Below are 25,659 nucleotides of genomic sequence, written 5' to 3' on the forward strand. Positions count from 1 at the left end.
GGCTCCTGGAGGTCAGTCCCGCACGATGCGCGTACCCACGGTCGCCGGATCCTCGGTGGCCAGGGCCTCGGCGGTGGTGATGAGCACCTCGTGGCCGCCGCCGTCGAGGTAGGAGAGGGCGCTCTCGATCTTGGGGCCCATGCTGCCCGGTGGGAACTGGCCTTCGACCAGATGCTTCCGGGCTTCGCTGGCGGTGATGCGGTCCATCCACCGCTGGGTGGGCTTGCCGAAATCCAGGGCGACCTTGGGCACGCCCGTGAGGATGATGAAGAGGTCGGCGCCCAGCTGGGCCGCCAGCAGCGCGCTGAGGCGGTCCTTGTCAATGACGGCTTCGACGCCCACCAGGAAGCCGCTGGCGTCGCGGATCACGGGAATGCCGCCGCCGCCGCCGGCGATCACGGAGCTCCCGGACTGCAGCAGGGTCTTGATGGCGTCGAGCTGGACGATCTCGATCGGCTTGGGCGAAGGCACCACCTTGCGCCAACCGCGGCCCGAATCCTCCTTCATTTTCCAGCGCTTGGACCGCATCAGTTCGAGGGCGCGGAATTCGGGATAGAACGGCCCCACGGGTTTCGTCGGGTCCTGGAAGCCCTTGTCCTCCTTGTCAACCACCACCTCGGTGAGCACGGAGGTCACCGGCGCGTCGAGCTTCATGAAGCGCAGGCGGTTGATGAGCATGCGCTCCAGCATGTAGCCCATGGACCCCTGGGTCATGGCGCCGCAGATGTCCAGGCTGTAGGGGGGGATCTGCCCGGAACCGGCCTCCTGCTGGATGAGCAGGTTGCCCACCTGGGGTCCGTTGCCATGCACCACACAGAGGGCGTAGCCCTCGGCCACCACCCGCGCCAGCATCTCCGCCGTCTCCCGGGCGTTCTCCAGCTGCTCCTCCTGCAGCCCACGCTCCTTCTCCTTCAGAAGCGCGTTGCCGCCGATGGCCAGGAGTGCGATTTTTCGGGTCATGCGGATCCCCGGGAAACCGGGATTCTAGCAAGGTGTCGGCCGGACGGCCATCACAGTGGACGGATCATCAAGTCATGCACCAGCATCCGGTCCCGGTCCACCTGCTCACCCACGCGGAAGGTCGCCTCTCCGGCATCCGTGAAGCCGACCTTGGCGTAGAAGCGGATGGCACGGGGGTTCTGCTCCCAGACCTGCAGCCAGACGCCATCGTGGCCCGCCGAGGCCGCATGGTTCAGCGCGGCGGCCATCAGGGCCTGGGCGGCGCCACGGCCATGCAGAGAGGCATCCACATAGAACCGTGCCACTTCGAGCGGATTGACGAAGTGGAAAGAGGCCCTCGCTTCCTCCGGGCCGCCGGCCCGGAGCAGGGTGTAGCCCCGAAGGGCGCCCCCCTCCTCGATCACCAGCGTCCGGCAGGCCGGATCGGCCAGCTCGGCGGCCTGCCGGTCCGGCCCGAAAGTTTCCGCCAGGTGCAGCTCCAGGTTCGATGCGGGGATGAGGCCGGCATAGGTCTCGCGCCACAGGCGCTCGCCAAGGGCCGCCAGGGCCTGGGCGTCGGCGGGAAGGGCGGGTCGGATCACCATGCCTCCAGCTTAACGAAATGGTGAAAACCCGCTACAATGCTCGTTTTGGCGAGTCCCCATGCACATCCAGGAACTGATCCTCCGCCTCCAGCGGTTCTGGGCCGACCGGGGCTGTCTCATCGGTCAGCCCTACGATCTGGAAAAGGGCGCCGGCACCATGAACCCGCTCACCTTCTTCGGTGCGCTGGGCGCCAAGCCCTGGAATGTGGCCTATGTGGAGCCTTCGCGGCGCCCGGCCGATGGCCGCTACGGCGAGAACCCGTTCCGCGTCTACAAGCACCTGCAGTTCCAGGTGATCCTCAAGCCCAGTCCCGCCAAGGTGCAGGATCTCTACATCGAAAGCCTCGAGGCCCTGGGCATCGACCTGTCGAAGCACGACTTGCGCTTCGAGGAGGACAACTGGGAATCCCCGACCCTGGGCGCCTGGGGCGTGGGCTGGCAGGTGGTGCTGGACGGCATGGAGATCAGCCAGTTCACCTACTTCCAGCAGGTAGGCGGCCTCGACTGCCGCCCCGTGAGCGCCGAACTGACCTACGGCATCGAGCGCATCTGCATGTTCCTGGGCGGCTACGACAACATCTTCGACCTCGTGCACGGCGAGGTGAAGACCGACGACGGCGTCTTCCCCGTGACCTACGGCCAGATGCGCCAGCGTGAGGAGTTCGAGCTCTCGGCCTACAGTTTCGAGCACGCGGACCTGGACCTGCACCGCACCCTCTTCGACGCCTTCGAGAAGGAGGGCTGGCGCCTGCTCAAAGACCACGGGCACTTCCTCAGCGCCTACGAACAGGCCCTCAAGATGAGCCACACCTTCAATGTGCTGGACGCACGCGGTGCCGTGAGCACCACCGAGCGCCCCGGCATCATCAAGCGCGTGCGGGATCTGGCCTGTGGGTGCGCTCGGGCGTACCTGGACTTTGAAAATGCAAAAACGCCAGCCACAGAGAACGCGGAGGGCGCAGAGAAGGATGCTGTGGCTACCGGGAAGGGGGGTGCGAAGTGAGCGCCACCCAGACCTTCCTGCTGGAGCTGCACTGCGAGGAGATTCCGGCGCGGTTCCTGGCGCCGCTGACGGAAGATTTCCGTTCGGCTTTCCAGGCTTGGCTGAATGGACAGGGCCTGTCACTCGCCTCGCTCGAACCGTTCTACTCGCCACGCAAACTCGCATGGCGAGCCCAGGGCCTCCCCGCCTCTCAGCCCGACCAGACCGACACCCAGGTCGGCCCGCCGCAGCGGATGTGCGTGGACGAGGCTGGCCAGGCCACGATCCAGGGCCTGAAGTTCGCCGAGAAGTGGGGCGTGGATTTCGATACCGTGCGCTTCGAGCAGCCCGCGGGGAAGAAGGAGCCTTGCGCGGTCGTCACGATCACCCGGAAAGGGCGCCCCACGGCTGAACTGCTGATGGAGGCCCTGCCGGGGCTCATCGCCGGGCTCCATGTCCCCAAGGCCATGCGCTGGGGCAAGTCGGAGTTCGAGTTCGTGCGCCCCATCCGCAACATCCTCTGCCTCTTCGGCGATCAGGTGGTGCCCATCACGGTGGATGGCGTCACCGCCTCGAACACGACCTGGGGCCATCGCCTCTTCCACCGTCAGCATCCTGAGCCGGTGCGGATCCCCACGCCGGACGCCTACGAGTCCGCCCTGGAGGCCGCTGGGGTTGTCGTGAGTATGGAGGCTCGTCGTACACGCATCGCCCAGCAGCTGGAGGCGCTCGCCGCCGAGGTGAAGGGGCGCGTGGTCGCCGATGCGGAGCTGCTGGACACCCTGGCGGAGATCGTGGAGTATCCGACGATCGTGCGCGGCGAATTCCCGGCGGCCTTCCTGGAACTGCCCAAGGAAGTGCTGGTCACCAGCCTCCGCGAGCACCAGAAGAGCTTCTGCATCGAGGGGCCTGATGGGGCCCTGCTGCCCTTCTTCCTCACCGCCGCCAACCGCACGGATGACCCCGCGGGTTTCGTGAAGGCCGGCAACGAATGGGTGCTGAAGGCGCGGCTCTACGACGCGCGCTTCTTCTTCGCGGAGGACCGCAAGCAGGCGCTTTCGGCCCGGCTCGAAAAGCTCAAGGCGCTGACTTTCCAGCGGGAGCTTGGGAGCTATCACGACAAGACCGGGCGCGTGGTGGCGCTGGTGAAGCATCTCGCATCGCGTCTCTCGGATGACGACGACCACATCGACCGGGCCCTGGAAGCGGCGCGCATGGCCAAGTGCGATCTGCGCACCCTCATGGTCGGCGAGTTCCCGGAGCTCCAGGGGGTCATGGGTGGCGAATACCTCAAGCATGAAGGCGCCCACGAGGAAGTCTGGAAGGCCGTGAAGGAGCACTACCGGCCAGTGGGCGCCGACGACGCCATTCCGGGCACGCCCATGGGCTGCCTGCTGTCGCTCTGCGACAAGCTCGATACCGTCGCCGGCTGCTTCGCCGTAGGCCTGGTTCCCAGCGGCTCGAAGGATCCCCTCGCTCTGCGCCGGGCGGGGCAGGGCATCGTGCGGATCCTATGGGAACAGGGCTGGGCACTCCCGCCTGCCGATCTCATCGCCGCCGCCCTCCGGGCCGTGGGCGCCAAGGCCACCAAGCCCGAGGCCGAAACCACCGAGGCCCTCCTGGCGTTCTTCAAGGATCGCGTGGCCTATCAGCTGGAAGTGGCCGGCTATGCGGGTTCGGTCCGCCGGTCGGCCCTGGCGGCTGGCTGGGAGGACCTGGTGGACCTCAAAGCCCGGTGCGAGGCGCTGTCGGCCTTTGCGGAGGACCCGCGGTTCGCCTCTCTGGCCCAGAGCGCCAAGCGCATCGGGAACATCCTGAAGGACGAAACGCCGGCTGAGCGCTTCGAGGATGGCCTGCTGACGCAGACCGAGGAAAAAGAGCTGGCAGGGCACCTGGCGAAACTGGAAGGCATCGCCGATCAAAAGGGGTTGTTGGCCGCTTTGGCCGACCTCGCCCAACCCCTGGAGACCTTCTTCAATGCCGTCATGGTGAAATGCGAGGACCCGGCCCTCCGCGCCGCCCGGCTCAGCCTGCTCCATCGCCTGCGCCAGGCCTTCCTGCGAGTGGCGGACTTCAGTCTCTGGCAATAAAAAACATCGACCACAGAGGACGCCGCGTGCGCAGAGGTACCCGTTCTTTTCTCCGCGATCTCTGCGGTATCTGCGGTTAAAACGATTTCAAGGGGCCTCCATGCACCACGAGCGCATTGCGATCATCGACTACGGCAGCCAGTACACGCGGTTGATCACCCGGCGGTTGCGGGAGCTGGGCGCTTTCGGGCTCGTCTACAACAGCGGTGCCACGGCGAAGGAGATCGCCGGGGCGGACCTCAAGGGCGTGATCCTATCGGGCGGGCCGAATTCGGTGCTGGAGCCCGGCGCGCCGGACCTGGACCCGGCCATTCTCGAGCTCGGCGTGCCGATTCTGGGGATCTGCTACGGCCAGCAACTCCTGGCCCGCAACCTGGGCGGCCAGCTGCACCGGTCCGCCAGCCGCGAATACGGCAAGGCCGAGATCCAGGCCATGCCCGAACGCTCCATGCTCTTCGAGGGGCTGCCCCACGCCCAGCAGGTGTGGATGAGCCACGGCGATCATGTGGAGGCGGCGCCGGCAGGCTTCACGGTCACGGCGAAGACCCCCAGCGTGCCCGTGGCGGCCATGGAAGATTCGAAGCGCGGGATCTATTGCCTCCAGTTCCATCCGGAGGTCACCCACAGCACCCAGGGCACCCCCCTGCTGCTGAACTTCCTCCGGCACTGCGGCATGAGCCTGGACTGGAACGCCGGCAACTTCATCGAGGAGAAGGTGAAGGCCATCCGGGAGCAGGTGGGGCAGGGCACGGTGGTGCTGGGCCTCAGCGGCGGCGTGGACTCCAGCGTGGCGGCCCTGCTGCTGCACAAGGCCATCGGAAAGCAGCTGACCTGTGTGTTCGTGGACCACGGCCTCATGCGCAAGGACGAGATGAAGCAGGTGCAGGCCTACTTCGCGCCCTTCGAGCTGAATGTGATCTGGGTCGATGCCTCGGAGGAGTTCCTGGGCGCCCTGGCGGGCGTGTCCGACCCCGAGCAGAAGCGGAAGATCATCGGTGGCAAGTTCATCGAAGTCTTCGAGCGCGAGGCTGGCAAGGTGAAGGCCGACTTCCTCGGTCAAGGCACCACCTACCCGGATGTCATCGAATCCAGCGGCATCGGCGGGGCCATCCTGGTGAAGTCCCATCACAATGTGGGCGGCCTGCCGGAGCGCATGAAGCTGAAGCTGGTGGAGCCCCTGCGCGAGCTGTTCAAGGACGAAGTGCGGGCCACAGGCCTGGCGCTGGGTCTGCCGGAAGAGATGAACCAGCGGCACCCCTTCCCGGGGCCGGGCCTGGCGGTGCGACTGCCGGGTGCCATCACCCGCGAGCGGGCGACCATCCTCCAGAACGCCGACGCCATCTTCATGCAGGAACTGAAGGAGAGCGGCTGGTACCGCAAGACCAGCCAGGCCTTCGCGGTGCTGCTGCCCGTGCAGACCGTGGGCATCATGGGCGACGAGCGCACCTTCGAGTGGATGTGCGCCCTCCGCGCCGTGACCAGCGAGGACTTCATGACCGCCGACTGGGCCCGCATCCCTCACGAGCTGCTGGATCGCATCGCCCAGCGCATCGTCCGCGAAGTGAAGGGCATCAACCGCGTGGTCTACGACATCACCTCCAAGCCCCCGGCGACCATCGAGTACGAATGATCGTTAACCGTAGAGGCCGCAGAGAAAGCCACCTGTCTTTCTCTGTGTTCTCCGCGTCCCCTGCGGTGAATGTTTTTTGTCCGGATCACCATGGCCAAGCGCAATGAACCCGTCCGCAAGTCGGTGAAGGACACCCTGGAGGACCTGCTGGTGGGCCACCGGGAGGCAGCCTTCAGCGGCCCCGAGTCCGCCCTGAAGTACCTGCGCCGGACCTTTGAAAGCCAGGCCAGCCTGCCCAACGCGGTGAAGGGCATCGCCTACGATCTGATGGCCGAGGCCCAGGCCCAGTGCGGCCAGTGGGAGGCCTGTGTCGAATCCGTGGGCCAGGCGGTGGGCTACCTGGCCGACCTGGAGGCCGCCTTCCCCCACGAGTACCGGCGGATGCTGGAGGGGATGACCTGCTTCGAGCGGGGCGTCCAGGCCCAGAGCGAGCTGGGGGACTTTCACGCCGCCCTGGAGCTGTGCGAGCGGGCCATCGCCCTCGACCTGGGGGCCCACTACGCGGCCAAGCGCGATTCCCTGGAATGGGCCCGATAAACCTTGAACCAGGCAACAAAGTCAAAGACGGGCCCGGATGAGGTTATCCGGGTTTTTTCTCCCTGTGCGATGATCTCCGACGACAGTCATCCATCCAAGAGGCCGCTGGAGCAAGGAGTCAGGGGAGGCGCATGGGCGAAGAGATTCAGGTGGTGCCGGGGCAGGTCCGCATCCTGATCGTGGACGATCTGCCCATTATCCGCCTCTCCCTCCAGCGCATCCTCACCAAAGCCGGTTACCACTGCCGGGATGCGGAAGATGTTCCCCATGCGCTGCAGGCCCTTGAAGAGGAGCCTGCCGATCTGGTGCTCTGCGACATTCAGATGCCGGGAGCCTCGGGACTGGATCTGGTCAAGGCCCTCCAGCCGCAGATCCCGGAGATCTCGGTGCTGATGGTGAGCTCCATGGAGGATGCGGAAACAGCCATCGAGTGCCTGCAGCAGGGGGCCTTCGGGTATGTGCTGAAGCCCTTCCAGCCGCGGGAGATCCTGGTGCAGGTCAATGCGGCCCTGCGTCGCCGGATGCTGGAGATCGCCTTCCGCGACCGCGAGGCCCAGCTTGCCCAGAAGGTCCGGGAGCAGACCCTGGAGATCCGCGCCTCCCGCGAGGAGATCGCTCTTCGCCTCATCGCGGCGACCGAGCACCGTGACAACGAGACGGGCATGCATGTCCGCCGCATCGGGCTCTATGCGGCAGAGATGGCGCGTCTGCTGGGCTGGGACCACCAGGGCATCGACACCATCCAATCGGCCGCCCCCATGCACGACATCGGCAAGATCGGCGTGCCCGACGCCATCCTCCAGAAGCCCGGCTCCCTGGATGAAGGGGAATGGGTTGCCATGAAACGGCACACCAGCATGGGTGCCGCCATCCTCAAGGGCTCGACGGTGCCCTTCATCCAGATGGGCGCGCGCATCGCCATCGGCCACCACGAGAAGTGGGACGGCACCGGCTACCCGAGGGGCCTGAAGGGCGAGGCCATCCCCATGGAGGCGCGCATCACGACGCTGGTGGATGTCTACGATGCGGCCAGCAGCCGCCGCCACTACAAGGACTCCTGGCCTGAAGACCAGGTCATCGAGCTGATCCGAAAGGGCCGCGGCGTCCATTTCGACCCACGGCTGGTGGACCTGTTCCTGGCCAACCTGGAGAAGTTCCGGGCCATCCTCGAGGCGAACCCCGACGAAGCGCCGGACGAGGATCCGGGGATCTGACCCGCGGTGAGGAGCGAGGGGCGGATTCAGACTGGATCGGCCTCCGGTGCGTCGAGGCGCCTCCGCCCCCGGGTGAGGGTGAATTCCCCCAGCATCATAGGTACGGCGGCCTTGAGCATGAGGGTGAAGACCAGGAAGCCGATGGCGAAGATGCCGGCGGCCACGGCGACCTCGGTGTAGGAGGGACGGTAGACATAGATCTCCCCCAGCGCATCCGGCGTGAGGCCGGGGATGATGAGCCCCATGCCCTTCTCGATGTAGACGCTGGCATAGATCAGGACACAACCCAGGTTGAGCAATGTCCAGTTGGTGCGGAACCGGGGCACGAGGAAGAGGATGAAGGCGGCCAATCCGCAGAGGATCGAGGCCCAGGCGAAGGGCACGAGGGTGGTGTGGCCTTTGAGGCCGAACAGCAGGTACTGGAAATACACCATGTGCTCAGTACCGGAGTAGAGCTCCTTGAAAGCCTCGGCGGCCGTCAGGAACAGGTTGAAGCCCATGGTGTAGGCCATCAGCTCCGCGATCTTGAAAATGGCCTCGTCCTTGATGCTGAGCTTGGTGGTCTTCCGCAGCACCTGGAGGAGGATGAGGAGGATGGCGGGTCCCGAGCAGAAGGCCGACGCCAGGAACCGCGGCGCAAGGATGGCGGAATTCCAGAAAGGCCGCGCTGCCAGGCCGTTGTAGAGGTAGGCCGTCACGGTGTGGATGCTCACGGCCATGGGAATGGAGAGCAGCACGAGGGGCAGCACGAGCTTCTTCACATAGTGCCTGTCTGTGTAAGCGCAGAAGAGCAGGTAGGTGACCACGAACCAGTTGAGGAGGAGGTAGAGGTTCAGCACGATCACATCCCAGGCCAGCATGGACTGGGGCCAGTTCAGGCGTCCCACCAGCGGGATGATGTGCCAGAAGCGGTCGGGCCGGCCGATGTCCACCATCACGAACCCGAGGCACATGATGAGGGCGCTGATGGCGAGCATCTCGCCCAGGATGGTGATCTCCTTGATGGGCTCCCAGTCGTAGACATAGGCGGGGATGACCAGCATGATGGCCGCCGCTGCCACGCCCACCAGGAAGGTGAAGTTGCCGATGTAGAAGCCCCAGGACACCTGGTCCCGCATCCGCGTGACGATCAGCCCCTCGTTGACCTGGCCGATGTAGGCGCCGGTGCCGATGGCGATGAGCAGCAGCAGGAAGGCAATCCAGGCGTAGTAGTAGCGGTTGCCCCGGGTGATGAGTCGGAGCGTGTCGGTGATGAACTGCCAGAAATTCCGCAGCATGGCCTCAGACTCCGTAGAAATAGAAGAAGTTGGGTTGGGTATTCAGTTCTTCCTTGAGCTTGAAGACGCGCTTGTTCTCGAGGACATAGCGAATCTCGCTGGTCTTGTCGAGCAGGTTGCCGAACTTGCGCGAGCCCGTGGGGCAGATCTCCACGCAGGCCGGGTAGAGGCCCTTGCGGGTGCGCTGGATGCAGAAGGTGCACTTCTCGACGACGCCCTTGGGCCGCGGGCGGTTGCCGAGGTAGTGTGTGTCGGGATTCACCTGGTCCGGGGGCAGGTTCGGTTCGCCCCAGTTGAAGTGGCGGGCACCGTAGGGACAGGCGGCCATGCAATAGCGGCAGCCGATGCACCAGTTGTAGTCCACGACCGTGATGCCGTCCTTCTCGCGCCAGGTGGCGCCCACAGGGCAGACCTTCACGCAGGGCGGCTTCTTGCACTGCTGGCACTGGACCGGCATGTAGAAGTGGCCTTCGCGGGGAACCTCCGCGGGATCGTAGTACTGATCCGCGTGCTGGAGGTTGACGCCCTCCTCCTTCTCCAGCTCAAGGACGCGGATCCACTGCACTTCCGGGCTCCGAGACTGGTTGTTCTCCTTCACGCAGGCATGAACGCAGCGGCGGCATCCGATGCAGCGGCTGAGATCCAGGGCGTAGCCGAAGATCACCCCGGGCAGGGGCGCTGTGTTGGTGACCTTGACCTCACGGCCGTACTTCTCCTTGTATTCCCTCTCGAGGCGGGCGATGACATCGCGCACTTCATCCTTCGACAGCTCGCGGAAGTTGTGCTGGAGGAACTCCTCGTGGCTGAGCTTTCCGCACCCCGTGAGGGCTGTGGCCACGGCCGCCACGGCCGTGCCGAGGAACTCGCGGCGGCTGCCGCCGCCCGGGGTGGATGAGGCGCAGCCCTCGGCGGGCTGGATGGGTTCTTGGGCCGTCATCGGGCACCCCCCTTCCGGGCTTGGATCTGTTCGGGCCGGGTGGGCGGAGGCATGGGCTTCAGTGCCTGGAACCGCGGCGAATGGGGGTTGTGGCAATTAACGCAGAGCAGGTACTGCTTGGCGCCGTTCCAGCTGCCGGTGCGCTTGCCGTGAACGCCCACGCGCCAGTCGCGGAACTTGTCGCCATGGCACTGGCCGCATAGCTGGTAGGAGGTGTCGAACCCGATCCGCTCTCCGCTGGCCAGGCGCAGGCGGTCCCTATTCGCCGGGTCGTGACAGTCCAGGCACCAGCGGCTTTCCGGGCCGTGGTTGAGGACGATGTCCCCGTGCATGCCCGTGAGTTCCCGGCGCTGGGGGTTCACCTTCATGGACTTGCCGTCGTGGCAGGAAGAGCAGGGGAAAATTCCCTCGCTGAAGGGAGGCTTGGGCACCTGGATGCCCTCCTGGGCCACTGCGCCAAGCGTCGGAAGAGGCGCGGGTGGCGGGGCGGGAGGGTCCGCCAGGGCGGCCAGCCCCAGGGTGACCAGGAGTCCCGCCGTCCGGGCGGGGAGCGAGAGGCGACGGACCAGGAGTTCTTTCATCGGTTCACCTTCAGCAGGCGGGGCGCGAGGATGAGCGTCGTCCCGAAGAACATGAAGGCCAGGAAGAGGGTCAGCGGACGACCCACGGCCAGGTCTTCGAACAGGAATTTCAGGGCGGTGAGGACGAGCATCGGGTAGACCAGCCATCGCAGTTCAAGGACGGGGAGCCGGCGCCCGAGCCAGGCCAGGGCGATGGCCAGGGCCGACAGCACGCCCGTGCGGGCCACGGCCAAGGTGCCGGGGTCGGGGGCGCCCCGGGCGAGGGCCCGACAGCAGCCCCAGATCGTCAGCGCCCCGAAACCCGCGGCGGTCAGCGCCCCGAGCACCAGCACGGGGGCCCGCATGCGGGCCGCGATGGAATCCGGGGGGCGGCGCAGCAGGAACAGCGCCAGGGAGGCCGCCAGGGCCGCCAGGCTGGCGAAGCCGGCCAGGGGCAGGCGGGCGGCGGCCCCGGCAGGATCCAGGAAGGCGCGGAGGGACCAGAGGGCGAGCCCCGAGGCGACGGACGAGGCGATGAGGTAGATCGCGCCCTGCAGGATGAGGACGGCCCTGCGGAGGCGCAGCCCCGCCACCATGGCGGCCAGTCCCAGGGCACCGCTGAAGACGGCGAACAGGGGCTGTGGCAAGACGATGGGCCCCCCCAGCAGGAGGAAGATGAGGGCGAGGAAGGTGAAGAAGTTGAAATTGGCGCGCGTCTCCTCCTGGTCCTCCGCAAAGGGGGCCGCGGCGGCATAGCAGCCCACGCCCGCCAAGGAAACGCCACCCCCGAGCAGGGCCGCGCCCGATCCCGAGGTCAGGGCGATGCGGACGGCGCCCCCGAAGCCCACCAGCAGGACGATGGCGGTCTGCACGGATTCAAAGGCATTGATCACCCGGCGCCGCTGGAGCATCCGCCCCGCGAAGCTGCCGATGTAGAGGGCCGCCAGGGCCAGGGCCAGGGCCATGGCGCGGTCCGGGGAGATCCCGCGGTACGCCTCGGGCGGCCCCCCGGGCCAGGCGGCCAGCAGGGCGAGGATCAGCACGCCGAGATCCGCGGCGAGGGCGGTGGGCCAGCGCAGGCCGTGCCACCGCCGTCCGTAGGTGAGCCACAGGGCCGCCACCCCCAGCAGGAGGAACGCCGCGGCGAAGGGCTCGATGGCCTGGCGGATCGCCATCATGGCGAAGCCCGCCCCCAGAGAGGCGAGGGTGGCGATCCAGATGATGGGCTGGAGGTCCCGCCGCCAGGCCACGGCGCCATGCAGACCGGTGACAGCGAGGAGGAGGAGGGCCGCGGGACCGGGCGCCAGGATGCCGAACCGGGTGGTCGATTCCACAATCAGCGGATAGGCGATGAGGATGGAGGCGAGGGCGTGGAAGGCGGAATCCAGGGGGTGCTTGCCGCGGTCGGCGAGAAGCGCCCAGCTCAGGGCGTAGGCCAGGCCCAAAGCCATGCCCCAGCCGCGAGGGAGGGTGCCCGCGTCCACGAGGGCCCGGATGAAGGTGGCGCCGCCCAGGATGAGGCAGACGCGGCCGATGAGCCCCACGAAGTGGGCCGGGCTGGGTAGGGCGGGTGGGGTGGGCAGGGTGGGGTGGGATTCCAGGGCCAGGACCACCGGGGTCCCGGCGGGTTCGGGCGCTGAGGACTCCAGGGCCGAAACCCGGACCTCCAGGTGCTGGACCTGCTCCGCCAGGACAGCCAGGCGTGCCTCAAGGGAACTCGACAGGCCTTCGGCTGCAGCGGGTTTGAGAGGAGAAACCTCGGTCCTGGACATCGATCGTTCCTCTGAGGAGGTGGAATCGACTTTGGGTAGGGTGTTGGGCCTTCATGCCACGCCCCAGGGGGAGGAGCGTCAAGAAAAATAAAGACATTCCAAATAATGCATAAAGAAAACAATGAATGGTGTTATCACATCGTGAAGTCCACGGTCTTCCGGGCGGCGCCAGGGCCCTGTGAGAAAACCGATGGATACAGGTGTCCCGATGGTTCGCCCGTGGGAGTGGGCATGTGCCGGCCGTCACAGCCCCGGCCCCAACCCCGCTAGGCTGGAGGACCGGAGCCCTCATGCCTGTGTTGCACCTTCGCCGCGGAATCCTCCTCGCCTGCCTGCTCGCCCTGGCGGTGAACCTGGGTGCCCAGGGCCTGACGCGGGATCTGACGGTGGTGCTGCTCCGTCACGCCGAGCGCCAGTCGCTCTTCGATGCCGATTCGCCCCTGGCCGAAGCCGGTCTGCGCCGAGCCCAGGCCCTGGTGCCTTTGCTGGAGGGCTTCCGGCCCGCGGCGCTCTACACTTCGGACCTGCGGCGCACCCAGCAGACCCTGGCTCCGCTGGCGGCGAAGCTCGGCATGGTCCCGCTGGTGCGATCCAAGGACGGGAGCGAAGCCCTGGCCGCCGAGCTCCTCCGCGATCACCGGGGCCGCACGGTGATCGTCTGCTGGCACCACGACCTGGTGAAGAAGGTGGCCCGGGGGCTGGGGGTGAAAGGGCCTCTGCCCTACTGGACTCTCGACACCTATGACCGCCTCTGGATCGTGCGGGTGCCCGCCCAGGGGGCAGTCACGCTGGAGGAGCGGATCCAGGAGCCGTCAGCGCCAGCTGCCGCCGGGGCGGCCCAGGGCCGCTAGCACCTCTTCCGCGGCCCGGAGACCGTGGTCCTGGGCCTCCTCGAAGAGGGCCAGGCCGCTGAGCTCCGTGTGCGCGAAGTGGATGGCGCCGAAGGGGCGGGACAGGCTGAGGAAGGCCGGATCCCAGAGCAGCCCAGGCTCCGGGCGCACCATGGCATGGCCCCAGCGCATTCCATCGAGGCGCGTGACCAGGCCCTTCAGGTCGGGGTGGGCTGGCCGCAGGTCATCCATCACCATGCGCGCGCAGGCGGGCCAATCCATGGCGCGAAGGCGCGCCCGCTCGGCCTCACTATCGGCTCCGGCAAAGGGACGGTACCAGGTCCAGACCGTGGGCCCATGGTCCTTCAGGCTCTGGTGGGTGGCCACCACATAGCCCAGGGCCTCGCTGTCCCGCAGGACATTGTCCCAGGCCAGGGGAAAGCCGGTCTCCTTGGGCCGCGCCCGGAGCGTGAGGTTGGCCACCAGCCAGGGCGCGTTGCGGATGCGGGTCGAAGCCGGGCGCGCGGAGGCGAAGCCTTCGATCACATGACGGGCCACATGCTGCGGCCCGGCGAAGATCACCCGCTGCGCCTTCCAGCCGAGGCGCCGCTGGTTCGCCGCATCCCAGACCGTGACGAGGAGGCCGTCCTTCTCCGCGCGGATGGCGGTGGCCATCGTGCCGCAACGCAAGCGGTCTCCGCAGGCCCTGCGCAGGTGGTCGATGAGGAAGCCGTTGCCCTGGGGCCAGGTGAGGAGGGGGCGCGAATCCTCGCCGGGGCCCTGTTTGCGGGCGGCAAAGTAGAAGAGGCCCGCCCAGGCGCTGGTGGTCTCCAGATGGGAACCGTAGTCGTCCCGGCAGGCGTAATCCAGCAGCCAGCGCAGACGCGGCGAGGAGAGCCCCTGCTGGTCGAGCCAGGCGGAGAAGGGGAGGCCATCCAGGGCGCGGGCCTCCGGCGCATCCGAGCACCGGGAGCGGGGAATGCTGAAGGCAGGGCGGCCCCGGGCATCACGGAAGGCGGCCCAGCGGTCCACCTCGCGGAAGAAGGCGTGGTACTGGCGCTCATCCTCAACGCTGGCGCCCGCCCGCAGGTAGAGGCCCTCCCACCACTGGCCGTAGGCGAAGATGCGCTCCTCGGGCGCGCGAACGGTGGCTTCTTCGGCGAAGCGCGGATCGCCTTTCGCGTCGAAGCCCTCCAGGACGCCGCATTCGTCCAGCAATCGCAGCACGGCATGGTTGCCGCGGTCGGGCACGGGCAGGTAGTGGGCGGCCCAGGGGAAGGCACTCACATGGTTGCGGCCGGACCTCGAGGTGCCACCGGGCTCCGGCTCCAGCTCCAGCACCCGGAAATCATCCAGGCCACCGCCGGCCAGCCGCCAGGCGGCGCTGAGCCCCGCCACGCCGCCCCCCACGACCAGCACGGAGACGGGTTCGAAGCGCTCGGGATCGGGGAAGGCGCCGCCCCGCAGCCAATGGCCCAGGGGAAGATCCGGCCCCACGAGTTCACCTTGGAACGGGAACTCGGGCTTCCTGCGGCAGGCCAGCGACATCGCCGACAGGGTCCCGGCGACAAGGAAATCGCGGCGCTTCATGATCGTGGGCTCACGACCACCGCCGCCACTCCCGGGTGTAGAGGTGGACGAGCACCTGGTTGTCGAGGCGGTTCACCTCCACGGGCACGCGGTCCATGTCCCTGGGGAAGGCGAACATGGCGGCCGTGGCCTCGTCAGACAGGTGGCGCAGCCCCGGCAGCACGCGGGTGGGCACCTCGAAGTCGCGTTTCGAGGCCAGGGCGAAGCCCCACACGCCGAAGGAGGGCACGGCCAGGTGGTAGGGGCGGACCTTCAGCCCCGAGGCCTCCATGGTGGCGGCGATGCACCAGAAGGATTGCCGGGCCATGAGGGGCGAAGTGCTCTGCACGGCCACGAGCGCGTCATCGGCCAGGCGGCGCTGGAGGATGCGGTAGAACCGGGAGGTGTAGAGCTTCCCCAGGGCGTAGGTGTTGGGATCCGGGAAATCCACGAAGGCCAGGTCGAAGGGGGGGCCGGGGGTCTCCTGCAACCAGACCATGGCGTCGGCATTGACGACTTTGACTCGGGGATCGTCCAGGGCCGCGCCATTAAGTTGACGCACCATGACCTGGTTCCGGGCCATGTCGGTCATGGCCGGATCCAGATCCACCAGCACCACCTCCTGCACGGAGGGGTGCTTCAGCACTTCCCGCACGGCCAGGCCGTCGCCTCCGCCGCAGATCAGGATGCGCTTCGCATCGGGCCGGGCGCCGAAGGCCGGATGCACGAGGGCTTCGTGGTAGCGGTACTCGTCGGCTGATGAGAACTGCAGATTGCCGTTGAGGAAGAGCTGGAAGCTGCCCCGGCCGCGGGTGAGCACGATGCGCTGGTAGGCACTGTCCTTGGCGTAGACGATCTCGTCGGCGAAGATCTCCTCCTCCACGGCCAAGGTGAACTTCCCGGCGAAGACCAGCCCCACGGCCAGCAGGGCCATCACCACGGCGCAGCGCAGGCGGATCATCCGGGTGGGGCCGAGCTGGGACTGCAGCAGGTGCGTGGACCAGAGGCCCACGGCCGCGTTCAGCAGGCCGAAGAGGAGGCTGGTGCGCACCAGGCCCAGCTTGGGCATGAGCAGGAGCGGGAAGAGCAGGGAGGCGAAGAGGGCGCCGATGTAGTCGAGGGTGAGCACACCCGCCACCAGATCCTTGAAGCGCACCTGATCCTTGAGGATGCGCATCAGGATGGGGATTTCCAGGCCCACGAGGGTGCCCACGGCCATCACCACGCCGTAGAGCACCACCCGGAAGGCGTGGGTGTGGGCGAAGGCCTGGAAGAGGATGGGGGCCGAGAAGCCGCCCACCAGCGCCACCGCCAGCTCCAGGTCCACGAAGCGCCGGGCCAGGCCGCGCTGGAGGAACTTCGACAGCCAGGACCCCAGCCCCATGGCGCTGAGGTAGACCCCGATCACCGTGGAGAACTGCGTGACGGAATCCCCCAGGAGGTAGCTCGACAGCGTCCCCGCCACCAGCTCATAGATCAGCCCGCAGCTGGCGATGAGCAGCACACTGATGAAGAGCAGGGGCGCCTTCAGCGTCGGCTGCGACACCTCGCCGGTGGGCTGTGGCGCATCACCCATGGATCGCGGCGGCGATGATGAGGCTGATGCCAAGGATGAGGCAGCCGAGGACGATGCCGAGGGCGGTGTTCTGGTCATCCTCCATCTCCTTGCGGAGGGAGAAGGGGAGGACCTTCACGAGCACGAGCCACACCAGGCCGAGGATGACGAGGCCCAGGACGGAGAAGACGGTGGCGACGAGAAGCTGATGCAGCAGCTGGTTCGTGATCATCACTTACCTCCGTGGAAGCCGTTGTTGTGCAGGAAGGTGCGGTAGGCGCCTGGCGTCTGGCGGACGCTGGGCGGCAGATCGGCGCGGCGGCGCTGGCCGAAGAACTCCCGACCGAAGAAACCGTTGGCGATCATCAGGCTGAAGCCACCGCCGAGAAAGAGCAGATAGAGGATCCGCATCAGCTGCCTCCGCTGTTGGGTGCGTACATGCTTTCCTGCCAGCGCCGGCTTTCGAAGGCCGCCAGGCGGAACACCATGAGCAGGGGCCCCACGAGGATGGCCACCAGGGCGAGGCCGGGGTAGAGCCACCGCATCACGCCCTGGCGCAGCTGCACCTCGATGGTGCGGACTGGAGGCACAGGGCCATCCCACTGGGGGGCCAGGCGCAGCACATAGGTACCTGGAGGCACTGCGCTCAGGAAGACGGTCTGGGCCTGCGCCCCCTCGGACCAGGACTCACCGCCATCCACGCCGTGATACCAGCTGGACTCCACGAGGAAGAGCTCCGCCACACCGCTGGTCTCACTCACCAGCGCACCCTCCAATCCGACCCAGCTGTTGTTGACGGGGGCGCTGAGGGTGACGGCCAGGTTCCGGTAGCCGTTCTTGATCTCGATGGGATCGGAGAAGAAGACGGGCTCCTGGGCTTCGCCGGAGGGGGCGTTCGTGGCCGGGACCTGGGCTGGTGCCGCGGGCCTGCGGGCGGGGATGGTCTTCCGGGGGGCCTCCACAGCCGTGGGCTGGAGGTGGGCCAGCTCGAACAGATCGAGCCGCCGGCGGAACAGCTCCTGGTTGCGGTGGGTCATGGATTCCACCATCACCCCCACCAGCAGGAGGCCCAGGGCGCCCACCACCCAGAGGGCGGACTTCGCCAAGGCGACCTTGTGGGGGTTGGGCTGGAAGGATGCGATGCCGGTGGGTGGAGGAGGGGCCCCGTGGAGCTTGAAGGCCTTCCAGACCGCCTCGGGCTCGAGGTAGGTGGAGAGGCTCCAGTTCACTTCCTCGCCACCGCCTTGGTGCGCCTGCCGCTCGCGGGTGAGGCTGCGGGGCGGGGCGACGAACTCGGTGACCTGCACCCGCTCACCCTGCTCGACCTGCCAGTAGAACTCGCCCCACACGCCCTCGACGACGGCTTCCACATCCTGGAATCGCCGCCAGTCCGCGCCCAGGGCCGACAGGTTCTTCTGCCCGTCGCGGGCCTGGGGGAGGTCGCCGGACGCCACGGCGACGGCTACGCTCCAGTGGCCGTCGCTCTGCACCAGCCAGCGGAAGCCCTGCTGGCCGTCCAGCAGCAGGTATTCGGTCCAGGGATAGGCGGTGTCCTCAAGGGTGCAGCTGCGCCGCAGCTGGCCGATGCAGGTGACTTTTTCGCCGTCCAGCAGGCCCTCGGCGCCCAGGGGGATCACCACCTCCTGATGGGGCTGCTTCAGGCTCTTCAGGAAGGCCAGCTTGCCGTTCTCCGCGGACAGCAGGCTGCCGCAGCTGGGGCAACCCACGCGCTGCGTCTGGTCCGGTGCCCGCAGGGCCAGGGCGCCCCCACACTTGGGGCAGTTGAGGCTCTGGGCGCCCAGCTTGGGAGTCCTGCGCGTACCCCCTTGGATGCCGAGGTCGGACAGCGGCACCTCCCGGCCCAGGAAGAACAGCGGAGGCTCATCGCTGTAGTCCAGGGTGGCGAAGGCGCCGTGGCGACCGGAGAGATCTGCGAAGCGGTAGGTGGCTCCGGGTTCCACGGTCCAGGGGATCTCGCCCTCGGCGCTGTGGAAGGTGGCCTCGCTGAGCTCGCCCACGGTCCAGAGGCCGTCGGGCCCGAGGTCGGCGAGGCCACCGGCCTGCAGGCCCTCGAAGGGGGGAAGGGGGCCATGCGGAGCCTGCGTGAAGGTCAGGTAGAAGCGGCCCTGGGCCTCCGCCAGCCAGCCCCATCGGCCATCGTCGAGCGCGAGGTACCACTCGTCCCACACGCCGCCCAGGGGATGCTTCAGCTGCACCCGGCCGGCCAGCGTGAAGGCTCTGCCCGTAAAGGTCCCCGAGGCGCCCAGGCCCAGAGGCGAGCCCGTATCCACGAGGTCGGCCACCTTTCCGATCAGCTCAGGGTCGCGGTCCCGCCGCGCGGCCAGGGCCTTGCAGTAGGAGCAGACGGCCACCATGGTCCCGGGCCGGAAGCTCAGGGCGGCACCGCAGCTGGGGCAGGAGGCGAGTGTGCTCATCAGTATCCGGTGATTATGCAGGCTTCTAGACCAAGGGGAAGATGCGGTCGAGCCCGTCGCGGAAAAGGGGTTCCGGCGTCAGGAGGCTCAGGACCAGGTGCCCGTCGCCGGGCAGGTCGAAGAACGAGCCCGGGTGGACGAGGACCGAGGCCGCTTCCAGCAGGCGCAGGGCGCAGGCCTCGTCCCCGTCCACGGCAGGGCGGCGCAGCAGGACGGACCAGCCGCCCTCGACGGGCAGCCGGGACAGGCGGGGATGGGTCGCCAGCCCGGCATCCAGCGCGGCGAGGTTGGCGCGGAGGCGCCCGAGCACCTGAGCTCGGATTCCGGGGGCCAGCGCCAGGAGCGTCGGCGCCGCGGCCTGCGCGGGAGAGGACACGGAGAGATATTGATCTGCCAGAAAAGCGAGGGCCTCCAGGCTCGCGGCGGTTTGGGGGCCTCGCACCGCGATCCAGCCGAGCTTCAGCTGCGGCAGGGCCGCCACCTTGCTGAGGCCCGACAGCAGGAAGACCGGGCAGGGCGGCTGGGCATCGGCCAGGGCCGTGGGAAGGTGATCCTCCGGGGCCTCGAGCGGGTAATCCACGAAGACCTCGTCCACCAGGAGGGCCAGGCCGCGCCGGGCGCAGAGCTCCGTGAGTCCCTGCCATTCCGGTTTGGACAGGAAATGTCCCGTGGGATTGTTCGGATTCACCACGATGACGGCGCGGGTGCGGGGACCCACCGCGGCTTCCAGAGCCCCCAGATCCAGATGCCAGCGGTCATGGAAGTAGGACGGTACGGGCCGCGCTTGCAGACCCTCAAGCCGGGCCAGCCAGTCGAACAGCGGATAGCTGGGACTGGGCACCAGCACCTCGTCACCGGGATCACCCAGCAGCTTGAACAGCAGTCCGTAACCTTCGCTGGTGGAGGCCGTGAGCAGCAGTTCCTCCGCTCGGAGGCCGTGGCCATGGTGGGCCGCGATGGCCTCCCGGGCGGTCCGTGTTCCTTGGGGATCGGGATCGTAGGCCAGCACCGAGGGCGCGGACAAGGCCGCGCGGATCTCGGCTTCCGGGTAGGCGAAGCCGCAGCGCGTGGGGTTCGACACCGTGAGATCGAGGATCGGATGGCCCGCCGCGCGCAGGCGACCCAACGCAGCCGACAGGGCATTCGGATCGAATCCGGACGGCAGGCGGGAGGAGAGGCGCATGGAATCAGGGTAGACGAACTGCCCTTCGGCCGACGGGAAGGGCCGGGACGGCCTGATCTTGTCTTTCCATGGATAATCGGGAAAACCCAGGAGGCTCCCATGGCAAAGACACCGAAGGTCGCGGTGCTGTTGGCGGGCTGCGGCCATCTCGACGGCGCGGAGGTGCGCGAGGCGGTGCTGGCCCTGTTGGCCCTGGATCAGCACGGTGCGGCCTTCCAGTGCATCGCACCCAACGCGGATCAGTACCATGTCGTCGACCATGCCACCGGCCGCCCCGTGCCCGGTGCCCGGCGCAACATCCTGGAAGAGGCCAGCCGCATCGCGCGTATGGGCCAGTGCCTGGACCTGGCTTCGGCCGCGGCCGGCGACTACGATGCGCTGGTGATGCCGGGCGGTTATGGGGTGGCCAAGAACCACTGCACCTTCGCCATCAAGGGCGCGGAGGCCGAAGTGCGGCCCGATGTGGCCGCCTTCATCCGGGGATTCTTCGATGCGGGCAAGCCGGTGGGGGCCATCTGCATCGCGCCGGCCCTGGTGGCCCTGGCACTGTCGGGGCGGGGGGCCGCCGAGCTCACCCTGGGCAATGATGCCGGCTGCGCCGAGGCCATGAGAACGCTCGGCCACCATCACAAGGACACCCCGAACGCGCGGGAGATCGTGGTCGACGAGGTCCATAAGCTCGTCACCACCCCCGCCTACATGTTCGACGATGCGAAGCTGAGCGATGTCTGGATCGGCATCGAACGCTGCGTGGCGGAAGTGCTGAAGCGCTGCTAGACCCAGGAGAATTCCCATGTCCTCCCTGCTTCCCAGCCAGCTGATCGCCGATCCTGCCGCCTCCCTGCCACCGGAGCGGCTGCTGGGCATCATCCGCTTCCAGACGGAGATCGCCAAGGTCGGTCTGGATCTCGCCGTGGTGATCGAGCGGGTCGCGCTCCTGGCCCAGATCCTCACGGGAGGTTCCGGGGCCGTGGTGGAACTGGCGGAAGGCGAGGAGATGGTCTACCGAGCCGCCTCGGGGATCGCCGAGCGCCAGCTGGGTTTGCGGCTGACCCGCCGGGGGAGCCTTTCGGGACTCTGCGTGGAGCAGGGGACGCCGCTTCACTGCGAGGACTCGGAAACCGATGCCCGGGTGGATCGGGAGGCCTGCCGCTCGGTGGGTCTGCGTTCGATGATCGTGGTGCCTCTGCGTCACGGGGACCTCACCGTGGGGGTGCTCAAGGTCCTGTCGGCCCAGCCCGCCGCCTTCCAAGAGGCGGATCTCCTGACGCTCGAGCTGATCTCCGAGGTGGTGGCCTCGGCCCTGGTCCACGCCACCCGCTATTCCACCCAGGTGGAGACGGCCAGGGACCTCTTCCTCCGGGCCACGCGGGATTCCCTCACGGGGCTGGGCAATCGCGCGCTGTTCTATGACCGGTTGCACCAGGGCCTGAAGCTGGCGCGGCGGCACGGGCATTCGCTCGGCATCGCCCTCGTGGACATGGATGGCCTGAAGCGCATCAACGACGAGCATGGCCACCAGGCGGGCGACGCCGCCCTGAGGATTCTGGCCGAGCGGCTCCGCGCCCTCACCCGGGAATCGGACACCCTCGCCCGTCTGGGTGGCGACGAGTTCGGCATCCTCCTGGCGGCGGTCAAGGATCCGGCGGCGGCCCGGGACTTCGCCCTCAAGCTGGCCAACCAAATCCAGGGAACCTTCTCTTTCGACGGCATGCCTTTTGACCTGAGCGCCAGTGTGGGCACCGTGGTCTTCCCCGAAGACGGCGGAGAAGTGGAGGCGCTCCTGCACCAAGCCGACCTGGCCATGTACGAAATGAAGCGGGCCCGCAGCGCGAGGCAGGCGGTCAAGGGGCGCTAGCTGGCCAGTCCCACCCGGGATCGCGGTTCGGATGCGCCATTCGCCGCAGGGCCGGGGTGACGAGGTGACTGGCGACGAGGAGCCGGGTCTCCTCATCCAGGGCCCTGATCCATGGTGCCGCGTGGCCCAGGACCAAGCCTGATTCCGGCAGGGCGAGGCTGCGGTCGAGGGCCAGGAGCACCTGCTGGCCGATGGGAACGGCCTCCCGCCAGCGCGAGGTCGCCAGGGCCTCGGCCTGGGTGGGGCGCAGGGGGACTTGGATGAGGGCCACCAGGGGCTCGAGGCCCAGCCGGGGATGCTGGAGGAACGACGCGAGGACGCTGAGGGTGGGCGTGCGCCAAACCAAGGGCCAGAGCGCGCGGGGGGCGTGCAGGGCCAGGCTGCGGCGCTCCCCGGTGGTCATGGCCGTCCACAGTTGCTGGAGTTTCTCCGTGGCCTGTTGGCGGGCCTGGGGATGGGCTGCCGCATCGGCCGCCACGGCGGCCAGGGCCCGCCAGGGCAGCCGGGCCAGGAGGTGCGATCGCAAGTGGGCGGGTGCCTTGGGATGCTGGGCGATCCAGCGCAGCAGCAGCGGGCGCTTCTTCAACTCTGCGAGCTCCGCCGCGGCCTCGAGCCAGCCTCGCGGAGGATCCGGATGCCGCAGCATCCTCAGGAACCGCGGCCACGGCACATCGGGCGGCAGGGCCCAGGGGGCGGGGGAGGGAGGAGGCATGGGGAAAGTCTAGGAGGTCTCCAGGCTGAAGACTGAAGACTGAAGACTGAATTGCGCCACACTGTTTCCATGACCTTCGAATTCACCATCCTGGGCCGGGGCCGCGCGGGGCGCTCGCTGGCGGCGGCCTGGGGGGCGCGGGCCACGCTGCTGGGTCATGAGGCCCGCCCGGAAGGGCTGGTGCTGCTCGCGGTCCCGGATCGCGCGGTGGAGGATCTGGCGAAGGCCTTCCCGGGACGCTGCGTCCACTTGGCCGGGAGCCTGCACCTGCCCGGGGTGCCCTGCGCCCATCCCCTCACCAGCTTCGACGGAGAGGCCCGGGACTGGACCGGCACGCCCCTGGCCATCACGGGAGCGGTGCCGGACGCCCTGCGCCGGGCCTTCGGCGACCTGGGCTTCGCAGCCTTCGATCTGCCCGCGGAGCTGAAGCCCCTGTACCATGCCGCGGCGGTCCTCACCTCGGGTCATGCGGCCACGCTTTGGTTGGGCGCGGCGGCGCTGCTGAGGGCCCAGGGCGTGGCCCTGCCAGGGCGGGGACTGCTGCCGCTGGCGGAGGCGACGCTGCGCAATGTCGCCCTCTTGGGGCCGGCAGGCCGCACGGGGCCCTTCCCCCGGGGCGATGAGGCCACCATCGCCCGGGATGTGGAGGCGCTGCCGGAGCCCTGGCGCGAGATCTTCCTGAAGCTGGGGCGCAGCCTCGACTGAGGGTTTTTTCCTCACGGAGTTTCATGTCCCTGCTGCTCATCGTCTCGGTCATCTGGGCGCTCTCCTTCGGCCTGACGGCAGAGGTGAGCGACCTGGGGGCTCCGTTCGTGACGGCGGCCCGGACCGTCCTGGCGGCCCTGGTGTTCCTCCCCTTCCTGGATGTGAAGGGGATGCCCGCCCGGCGCCTGCTGGCCTTCGCCGGCATCGGCGCCCTGCAGTTCGGCCTCATGTACCTGCTCTACATCGCCTCCTACCGGTGGCTGCGGCCCTCGGAAGTCGCCCTGTTCACCATCTTCACGCCCCTCTTCGTCACGCTGGTCAGCGACCTGCTGGAGGGACGGATGTCCTGGCTGTTCCTCCTCACGGCCGGACTGGCGGTGCTGGGCACGGGCATCTGCGTCTGGTCCGGCCTGGGGCGGGGCGGGATGCTGCGGGGCTTCCTGCTGATGCAGGCGGCCAACCTGTGCTTCGCTCTCGGCCAGGTGCTCTACCGCCGCGCGGTTCCCGCGTCGGGCAAGCGGGATCGCGACCTCATGGGCCTGCTCTACCTGGGGGCCTCCGTGGTGGCCGTGGCCATGGCCGCGCCGTCCGTTCCGTGGGCGAAGGTGCTCGGCATGAACCTGCGCCAGATGGGCGTGCTGGTCTACCTCGGCGTGGTGGCCTCGGGCCTGGGGTTCTTCCTCTTCAACGCCGGGGCCCGGCGGACGGACATTGGCACGCTGGCCATCTTCAACAACATGAAGATCCCCCTGGCCATCCTGGCCTCCGGCCTCGTGTTCCGCGAAGCCGTGGATTGGCCGAGGCTGGCCGCCGGCGGGGCGGTCATCGCCTGTGCCCTCGGGCTGAACGGCATCACTGGAGCGCGGTCATGAGCGGATTCAAACCTCCATTACCCCTCCGGACCGATACGCCCGCCACCTGGGCCGAGGCCGCCCTGGCCGATCCGGAGGCCCTGCTGTCCGACCATGCCCACTGCGAGAAGAAGGCCGCGCTGACGGCCTTGAACATGGCCCAGCATCTCAGCGACATGGCCCGCGCCTCGGTACTGCTGGCCCGGCTGGCGGAAGAAGAGCTCAATCACTACCGGCGCGTGCTGGAGGCGCTTCAGGCCTTCGGATGGAAGCTCCGCCCCGATCACGGCAATGCCTACGCCCAGGCTCTCCATAAACTGGCGTCGAAGGGACTGCTGGATCAGCTGCTCATCGCCGCGCTCATCGAGGCTCGCAGCTGCGAACGGCTGGGTCTGCTGGAGCGGGCCTGGGCCGCGCAGCCGGCGCCGGGATCCGAATCGTGGCTGGCCTTCCTGCTGGAGCTGGAACACTGCGAGGCGGGCCACGCCCAGGTCTACCGCAGCCTGGCGGAGGAGCGGTTCGGTGCTGCGGCGGCCGCGACGCGGATGGACTGGTGGCTGGACCGGGAGGCCGAAGTGATCCGGGCCCTGCCTTGGCGGTCAGCGGTGCACTGAACGCCAGCCTGGGCGTCATCGGCTCCACAGGTCCCTTAACCCCCAGTAAGGCGGTTCGTGGCATGCTGGACGGACCTCCGAGGTAGTCTCATGTCCACCGTTCCCGACCATGGTCTGAAAGAGTTGGTGCCGGTCTTCGGTCCTGAAGCCCTGGGTGTGGGCGCGGAAGGCAGCTTCCGAACCGCCCTGGAGCGCCTGAGCGGCGAGGGTGATCTGAAGGCCCGGCTGTTGCTGTCGGCCCTTTCCCACTTCGCGGCCAAGGGGTATGACGGGGTGCAGGTGAAGGAGGTGGCGGAGGAGGCCGGCGTGTCGAAGCCGACCCTCTACTACCATTTCGGCAGCAAGGAGGGGCTCTTCCGCCAGCTCTGCCTGGTGTCGCTCGCCGCCATGGCCGTGCGCATCCAGGCCATGGTGGAGCCCTTCCTCCAGGCGCCGATCCAGAGCGCGGAGGCCGTGGACGCGGCCTGCACCGGGCTGGCGCGGGCCTACCTGGACCTGCTGCAGGAGAGCCAGGAGTTCACCGGGTTCATCCTCCGTTCCATCGCGGTGCCCTCGCCGGATTCCAGTTTCCGGGACCTCATGCCCCTCGTGGAAAGGGGCCTGAGTCCCCTGGGCCTCTTCATGAACCATGTGTTCGGCACGGGGCTGGAGCAGGCCCGCAAGGAGGTGCTGCTGTTCACCTCCCTGGTGGGCTCGCTCATCGAGGAGAAGCTCCGGGATCCGAATTACCAGATCACCGACGGCGAAGTCCGCTGGGTGACCCGCCGCTGGCTTCACGGCGTCCAAGGTTGAACCTCCGAGAGA

At 68.0% G+C, this 25,659-nt stretch carries 25 protein-coding genes; 12 read left to right on the forward strand and 13 right to left on the reverse strand.

What is annotated here, in order from left to right; genetic code table 11:
* Nucleotides 1-12: 12 nt before the first annotated feature.
* On the reverse strand, nt 13-960 hold the full coding sequence (locus QZ647_RS04480; RefSeq protein ID WP_291271017.1) for a carbamate kinase: 948 nt from the start codon (nt 958-960) through the stop codon (nt 13-15).
* 50 nt (nt 961-1,010) lie between these two features.
* Nucleotides 1,011-1,544 (reverse strand): GNAT family N-acetyltransferase, encoded by a 534-nt coding sequence (locus tag QZ647_RS04485; protein WP_291271018.1) that lies wholly within the window; start codon nt 1,542-1,544, stop codon nt 1,011-1,013.
* A 58-nt stretch (nt 1,545-1,602) separates the two neighbouring features.
* Between QZ647_RS04485 and QZ647_RS04490 the strand changes: the two genes are divergently transcribed.
* The 5 genes from QZ647_RS04490 to QZ647_RS04510 all read left to right on the forward strand — a co-directional run bounded on the left by QZ647_RS04490 (nt 1,603) and on the right by QZ647_RS04510 (nt 7,997).
* Nucleotides 1,603-2,547 (forward strand): glycine--tRNA ligase subunit alpha, encoded by a 945-nt coding sequence (locus QZ647_RS04490; RefSeq protein WP_291271019.1) that lies wholly within the window; start codon nt 1,603-1,605, stop codon nt 2,545-2,547.
* Nucleotides 2,544-4,616 (forward strand): glycine--tRNA ligase subunit beta, encoded by a 2,073-nt coding sequence (glyS, locus tag QZ647_RS04495; RefSeq protein ID WP_291271020.1) that lies wholly within the window; start codon nt 2,544-2,546, stop codon nt 4,614-4,616. Before QZ647_RS04490 ends, glyS begins: the two co-directional genes overlap by 4 nt.
* A gap of 100 nt (nt 4,617-4,716) precedes the next feature.
* Complete coding sequence (gene guaA / locus QZ647_RS04500; protein ID WP_291271021.1) at nt 4,717-6,246, forward strand: glutamine-hydrolyzing GMP synthase; 1,530 nt, start codon at nt 4,717-4,719, stop codon at nt 6,244-6,246.
* A gap of 90 nt (nt 6,247-6,336) precedes the next feature.
* Nucleotides 6,337-6,783 (forward strand): hypothetical protein, encoded by a 447-nt coding sequence (locus tag QZ647_RS04505; RefSeq protein ID WP_291271022.1) that lies wholly within the window; start codon nt 6,337-6,339, stop codon nt 6,781-6,783.
* Nucleotides 6,784-6,914: 131 nt separating this feature from the next.
* A complete protein-coding gene (locus QZ647_RS04510) occupies nt 6,915-7,997 on the forward strand; it encodes an HD domain-containing phosphohydrolase (RefSeq protein WP_291271023.1) in 1,083 nt (360 codons plus the stop codon).
* A gap of 26 nt (nt 7,998-8,023) precedes the next feature.
* Here the strand turns inward: QZ647_RS04510 and dsrP are convergent, their stop codons facing one another.
* From dsrP to QZ647_RS04530, 4 genes are read right to left on the reverse strand one after another with little or no spacing between them, the layout of a single operon-like run.
* Nucleotides 8,024-9,274 carry a sulfate reduction electron transfer complex DsrMKJOP subunit DsrP gene (gene dsrP / locus QZ647_RS04515; RefSeq protein ID WP_291271024.1) on the reverse strand — a complete coding sequence of 417 codons (1,251 nt, stop codon included), beginning with the start codon at nt 9,272-9,274 and terminating at the stop codon, nt 8,024-8,026.
* A gap of 4 nt (nt 9,275-9,278) precedes the next feature.
* Nucleotides 9,279-10,211, reverse strand: a complete 933-nt coding sequence (locus tag QZ647_RS04520; RefSeq protein ID WP_291271025.1) for a 4Fe-4S dicluster domain-containing protein — start codon at nt 10,209-10,211, stop codon at nt 9,279-9,281.
* Entirely contained in the window at nt 10,208-10,792 is a 585-nt protein-coding gene (locus QZ647_RS04525) for a cytochrome c3 family protein (protein WP_291271026.1), read from the reverse strand. Before QZ647_RS04525 ends, QZ647_RS04520 begins: the two co-directional genes overlap by 4 nt.
* The gene (locus QZ647_RS04530) at nt 10,789-12,543 is read right to left on the reverse strand and encodes a hypothetical protein (protein ID WP_291271027.1); all 1,755 of its coding nucleotides are present in this window, start codon (nt 12,541-12,543) and stop codon (nt 10,789-10,791) included. The genes QZ647_RS04525 and QZ647_RS04530 overlap by 4 nt, the downstream gene beginning before the upstream one ends.
* 290 nt (nt 12,544-12,833) lie before the next feature.
* Here QZ647_RS04530 and QZ647_RS04535 point away from each other — a divergent pair, with 290 nt between their 5' ends.
* The gene (locus QZ647_RS04535; protein ID WP_291271028.1) at nt 12,834-13,394 is read left to right on the forward strand and encodes a phosphoglycerate mutase family protein; all 561 of its coding nucleotides are present in this window, start codon (nt 12,834-12,836) and stop codon (nt 13,392-13,394) included.
* On the opposite strand, the gene QZ647_RS04540 is transcribed toward QZ647_RS04535, so the two are convergent.
* From QZ647_RS04540 to QZ647_RS04565, 6 genes are read right to left on the reverse strand one after another with little or no spacing between them, the layout of a single operon-like run.
* Nucleotides 13,356-14,963, reverse strand: a complete 1,608-nt coding sequence (locus QZ647_RS04540) for an FAD-dependent oxidoreductase (RefSeq protein ID WP_291271029.1) — start codon at nt 14,961-14,963, stop codon at nt 13,356-13,358. The two genes, QZ647_RS04535 and QZ647_RS04540, sit on opposite strands and share 39 nt — an antisense overlap.
* A 10-nt stretch (nt 14,964-14,973) precedes the next feature.
* On the reverse strand, nt 14,974-16,518 hold the full coding sequence (locus tag QZ647_RS04545) for a polyamine aminopropyltransferase (protein ID WP_291271030.1): 1,545 nt from the start codon (nt 16,516-16,518) through the stop codon (nt 14,974-14,976).
* The gene (locus QZ647_RS04550) at nt 16,511-16,729 is read right to left on the reverse strand and encodes a DUF350 domain-containing protein (protein ID WP_291271031.1); all 219 of its coding nucleotides are present in this window, start codon (nt 16,727-16,729) and stop codon (nt 16,511-16,513) included. Before QZ647_RS04550 ends, QZ647_RS04545 begins: the two co-directional genes overlap by 8 nt.
* Nucleotides 16,729-16,908 (reverse strand): hypothetical protein, encoded by a 180-nt coding sequence (locus QZ647_RS04555; RefSeq protein ID WP_286353531.1) that lies wholly within the window; start codon nt 16,906-16,908, stop codon nt 16,729-16,731. The genes QZ647_RS04550 and QZ647_RS04555 overlap by 1 nt, the downstream gene beginning before the upstream one ends.
* Nucleotides 16,908-18,932 (reverse strand): DUF4178 domain-containing protein, encoded by a 2,025-nt coding sequence (locus tag QZ647_RS04560; RefSeq protein WP_291271032.1) that lies wholly within the window; start codon nt 18,930-18,932, stop codon nt 16,908-16,910. Before QZ647_RS04560 ends, QZ647_RS04555 begins: the two co-directional genes overlap by 1 nt.
* 25 nt (nt 18,933-18,957) lie before the next feature.
* On the reverse strand, nt 18,958-20,115 hold the full coding sequence (locus tag QZ647_RS04565; protein WP_291271033.1) for a pyridoxal phosphate-dependent aminotransferase: 1,158 nt from the start codon (nt 20,113-20,115) through the stop codon (nt 18,958-18,960).
* Between the two features lie 99 nt (nt 20,116-20,214).
* Between QZ647_RS04565 and elbB the strand changes: the two genes are divergently transcribed.
* Together elbB and QZ647_RS04575 are read left to right on the forward strand one after the other, a co-directional pair.
* A complete protein-coding gene (gene elbB / locus QZ647_RS04570) occupies nt 20,215-20,892 on the forward strand; it encodes an isoprenoid biosynthesis glyoxalase ElbB (protein ID WP_291271034.1) in 678 nt (225 codons plus the stop codon).
* A 16-nt stretch (nt 20,893-20,908) separates the two neighbouring features.
* Complete coding sequence (locus QZ647_RS04575) at nt 20,909-21,973, forward strand: sensor domain-containing diguanylate cyclase (RefSeq protein ID WP_291271035.1); 1,065 nt, start codon at nt 20,909-20,911, stop codon at nt 21,971-21,973.
* Here the strand turns inward: QZ647_RS04575 and QZ647_RS04580 are convergent.
* Nucleotides 21,960-22,685 carry a hypothetical protein gene (locus QZ647_RS04580; RefSeq protein WP_291271036.1) on the reverse strand — a complete coding sequence of 242 codons (726 nt, stop codon included), beginning with the start codon at nt 22,683-22,685 and terminating at the stop codon, nt 21,960-21,962. The two genes, QZ647_RS04575 and QZ647_RS04580, sit on opposite strands and share 14 nt — an antisense overlap.
* A gap of 51 nt (nt 22,686-22,736) precedes the next feature.
* On the opposite strand from QZ647_RS04580, the gene QZ647_RS04585 reads away from it, so the two are divergent.
* The 4 genes from QZ647_RS04585 (at nt 22,737) to QZ647_RS04600 (ending at nt 25,647) form a co-directional block, all read left to right on the forward strand.
* Nucleotides 22,737-23,390, forward strand: coding sequence for a DUF2520 domain-containing protein (locus QZ647_RS04585; RefSeq protein WP_291271037.1), 654 nt, complete (start codon nt 22,737-22,739; stop codon nt 23,388-23,390).
* 23 nt (nt 23,391-23,413) lie between these two features.
* Nucleotides 23,414-24,262, forward strand: coding sequence for an EamA family transporter (locus QZ647_RS04590; RefSeq protein ID WP_291271038.1), 849 nt, complete (start codon nt 23,414-23,416; stop codon nt 24,260-24,262).
* Nucleotides 24,259-24,855 (forward strand): tRNA isopentenyl-2-thiomethyl-A-37 hydroxylase MiaE, encoded by a 597-nt coding sequence (miaE, locus tag QZ647_RS04595; RefSeq protein ID WP_291271039.1) that lies wholly within the window; start codon nt 24,259-24,261, stop codon nt 24,853-24,855. Before QZ647_RS04590 ends, miaE begins: the two co-directional genes overlap by 4 nt.
* 90 nt (nt 24,856-24,945) lie before the next feature.
* A complete protein-coding gene (locus QZ647_RS04600; protein WP_291271040.1) occupies nt 24,946-25,647 on the forward strand; it encodes a TetR/AcrR family transcriptional regulator in 702 nt (233 codons plus the stop codon).
* Nucleotides 25,648-25,659 lie beyond the last annotated feature (12 nt).

Origin of the sequence: Geothrix sp. (assembly GCF_020622065.1) — a bacterium.
Taxonomy (GTDB): domain Bacteria; phylum Acidobacteriota; class Holophagae; order Holophagales; family Holophagaceae; genus Geothrix.

Excerpts from the sequence above, each read along its gene's own strand:
- dsrP (WP_291271024.1), bottom strand. The coding sequence starts at position 9,274 with ATGCTGCGGAATTTCTGGCAGTTCATCACCGACACGCTCCGACTCATC.
- QZ647_RS04530 (WP_291271027.1), bottom strand. The coding sequence starts at position 12,543 with ATGTCCAGGACCGAGGTTTCTCCTCTCAAACCCGCTGCAGCCGAAGGC.
- miaE (WP_291271039.1), top strand. The coding sequence starts at position 24,259 with ATGAGCGGATTCAAACCTCCATTACCCCTCCGGACCGATACGCCCGCC.
- guaA (WP_291271021.1), top strand. The coding sequence starts at position 4,717 with ATGCACCACGAGCGCATTGCGATCATCGACTACGGCAGCCAGTACACG.
- QZ647_RS04550 (WP_291271031.1), bottom strand. The coding sequence starts at position 16,729 with ATGATCACGAACCAGCTGCTGCATCAGCTTCTCGTCGCCACCGTCTTC.
- QZ647_RS04485 (WP_291271018.1), bottom strand. The coding sequence starts at position 1,544 with ATGGTGATCCGACCCGCCCTTCCCGCCGACGCCCAGGCCCTGGCGGCC.
- QZ647_RS04555 (WP_286353531.1), bottom strand. The coding sequence starts at position 16,908 with ATGCGGATCCTCTATCTGCTCTTTCTCGGCGGTGGCTTCAGCCTGATG.
- QZ647_RS04590 (WP_291271038.1), top strand. The coding sequence starts at position 23,414 with ATGTCCCTGCTGCTCATCGTCTCGGTCATCTGGGCGCTCTCCTTCGGC.
- QZ647_RS04540 (WP_291271029.1), bottom strand. The coding sequence starts at position 14,963 with ATGAAGCGCCGCGATTTCCTTGTCGCCGGGACCCTGTCGGCGATGTCG.
- QZ647_RS04600 (WP_291271040.1), top strand. The coding sequence starts at position 24,946 with ATGTCCACCGTTCCCGACCATGGTCTGAAAGAGTTGGTGCCGGTCTTC.
- QZ647_RS04575 (WP_291271035.1), top strand. The coding sequence starts at position 20,909 with ATGTCCTCCCTGCTTCCCAGCCAGCTGATCGCCGATCCTGCCGCCTCC.
- QZ647_RS04535 (WP_291271028.1), top strand. The coding sequence starts at position 12,834 with ATGCCTGTGTTGCACCTTCGCCGCGGAATCCTCCTCGCCTGCCTGCTC.
- QZ647_RS04480 (WP_291271017.1), bottom strand. The coding sequence starts at position 960 with ATGACCCGAAAAATCGCACTCCTGGCCATCGGCGGCAACGCGCTTCTG.
- QZ647_RS04565 (WP_291271033.1), bottom strand. The coding sequence starts at position 20,115 with ATGCGCCTCTCCTCCCGCCTGCCGTCCGGATTCGATCCGAATGCCCTG.
- QZ647_RS04545 (WP_291271030.1), bottom strand. The coding sequence starts at position 16,518 with ATGGGTGATGCGCCACAGCCCACCGGCGAGGTGTCGCAGCCGACGCTG.
- QZ647_RS04580 (WP_291271036.1), bottom strand. The coding sequence starts at position 22,685 with ATGCCTCCTCCCTCCCCCGCCCCCTGGGCCCTGCCGCCCGATGTGCCG.
- QZ647_RS04560 (WP_291271032.1), bottom strand. The coding sequence starts at position 18,932 with ATGAGCACACTCGCCTCCTGCCCCAGCTGCGGTGCCGCCCTGAGCTTC.
- QZ647_RS04510 (WP_291271023.1), top strand. The coding sequence starts at position 6,915 with ATGGGCGAAGAGATTCAGGTGGTGCCGGGGCAGGTCCGCATCCTGATC.
- QZ647_RS04525 (WP_291271026.1), bottom strand. The coding sequence starts at position 10,792 with ATGAAAGAACTCCTGGTCCGTCGCCTCTCGCTCCCCGCCCGGACGGCG.
- QZ647_RS04505 (WP_291271022.1), top strand. The coding sequence starts at position 6,337 with ATGGCCAAGCGCAATGAACCCGTCCGCAAGTCGGTGAAGGACACCCTG.
- elbB (WP_291271034.1), top strand. The coding sequence starts at position 20,215 with ATGGCAAAGACACCGAAGGTCGCGGTGCTGTTGGCGGGCTGCGGCCAT.
- QZ647_RS04520 (WP_291271025.1), bottom strand. The coding sequence starts at position 10,211 with ATGACGGCCCAAGAACCCATCCAGCCCGCCGAGGGCTGCGCCTCATCC.
- QZ647_RS04490 (WP_291271019.1), top strand. The coding sequence starts at position 1,603 with ATGCACATCCAGGAACTGATCCTCCGCCTCCAGCGGTTCTGGGCCGAC.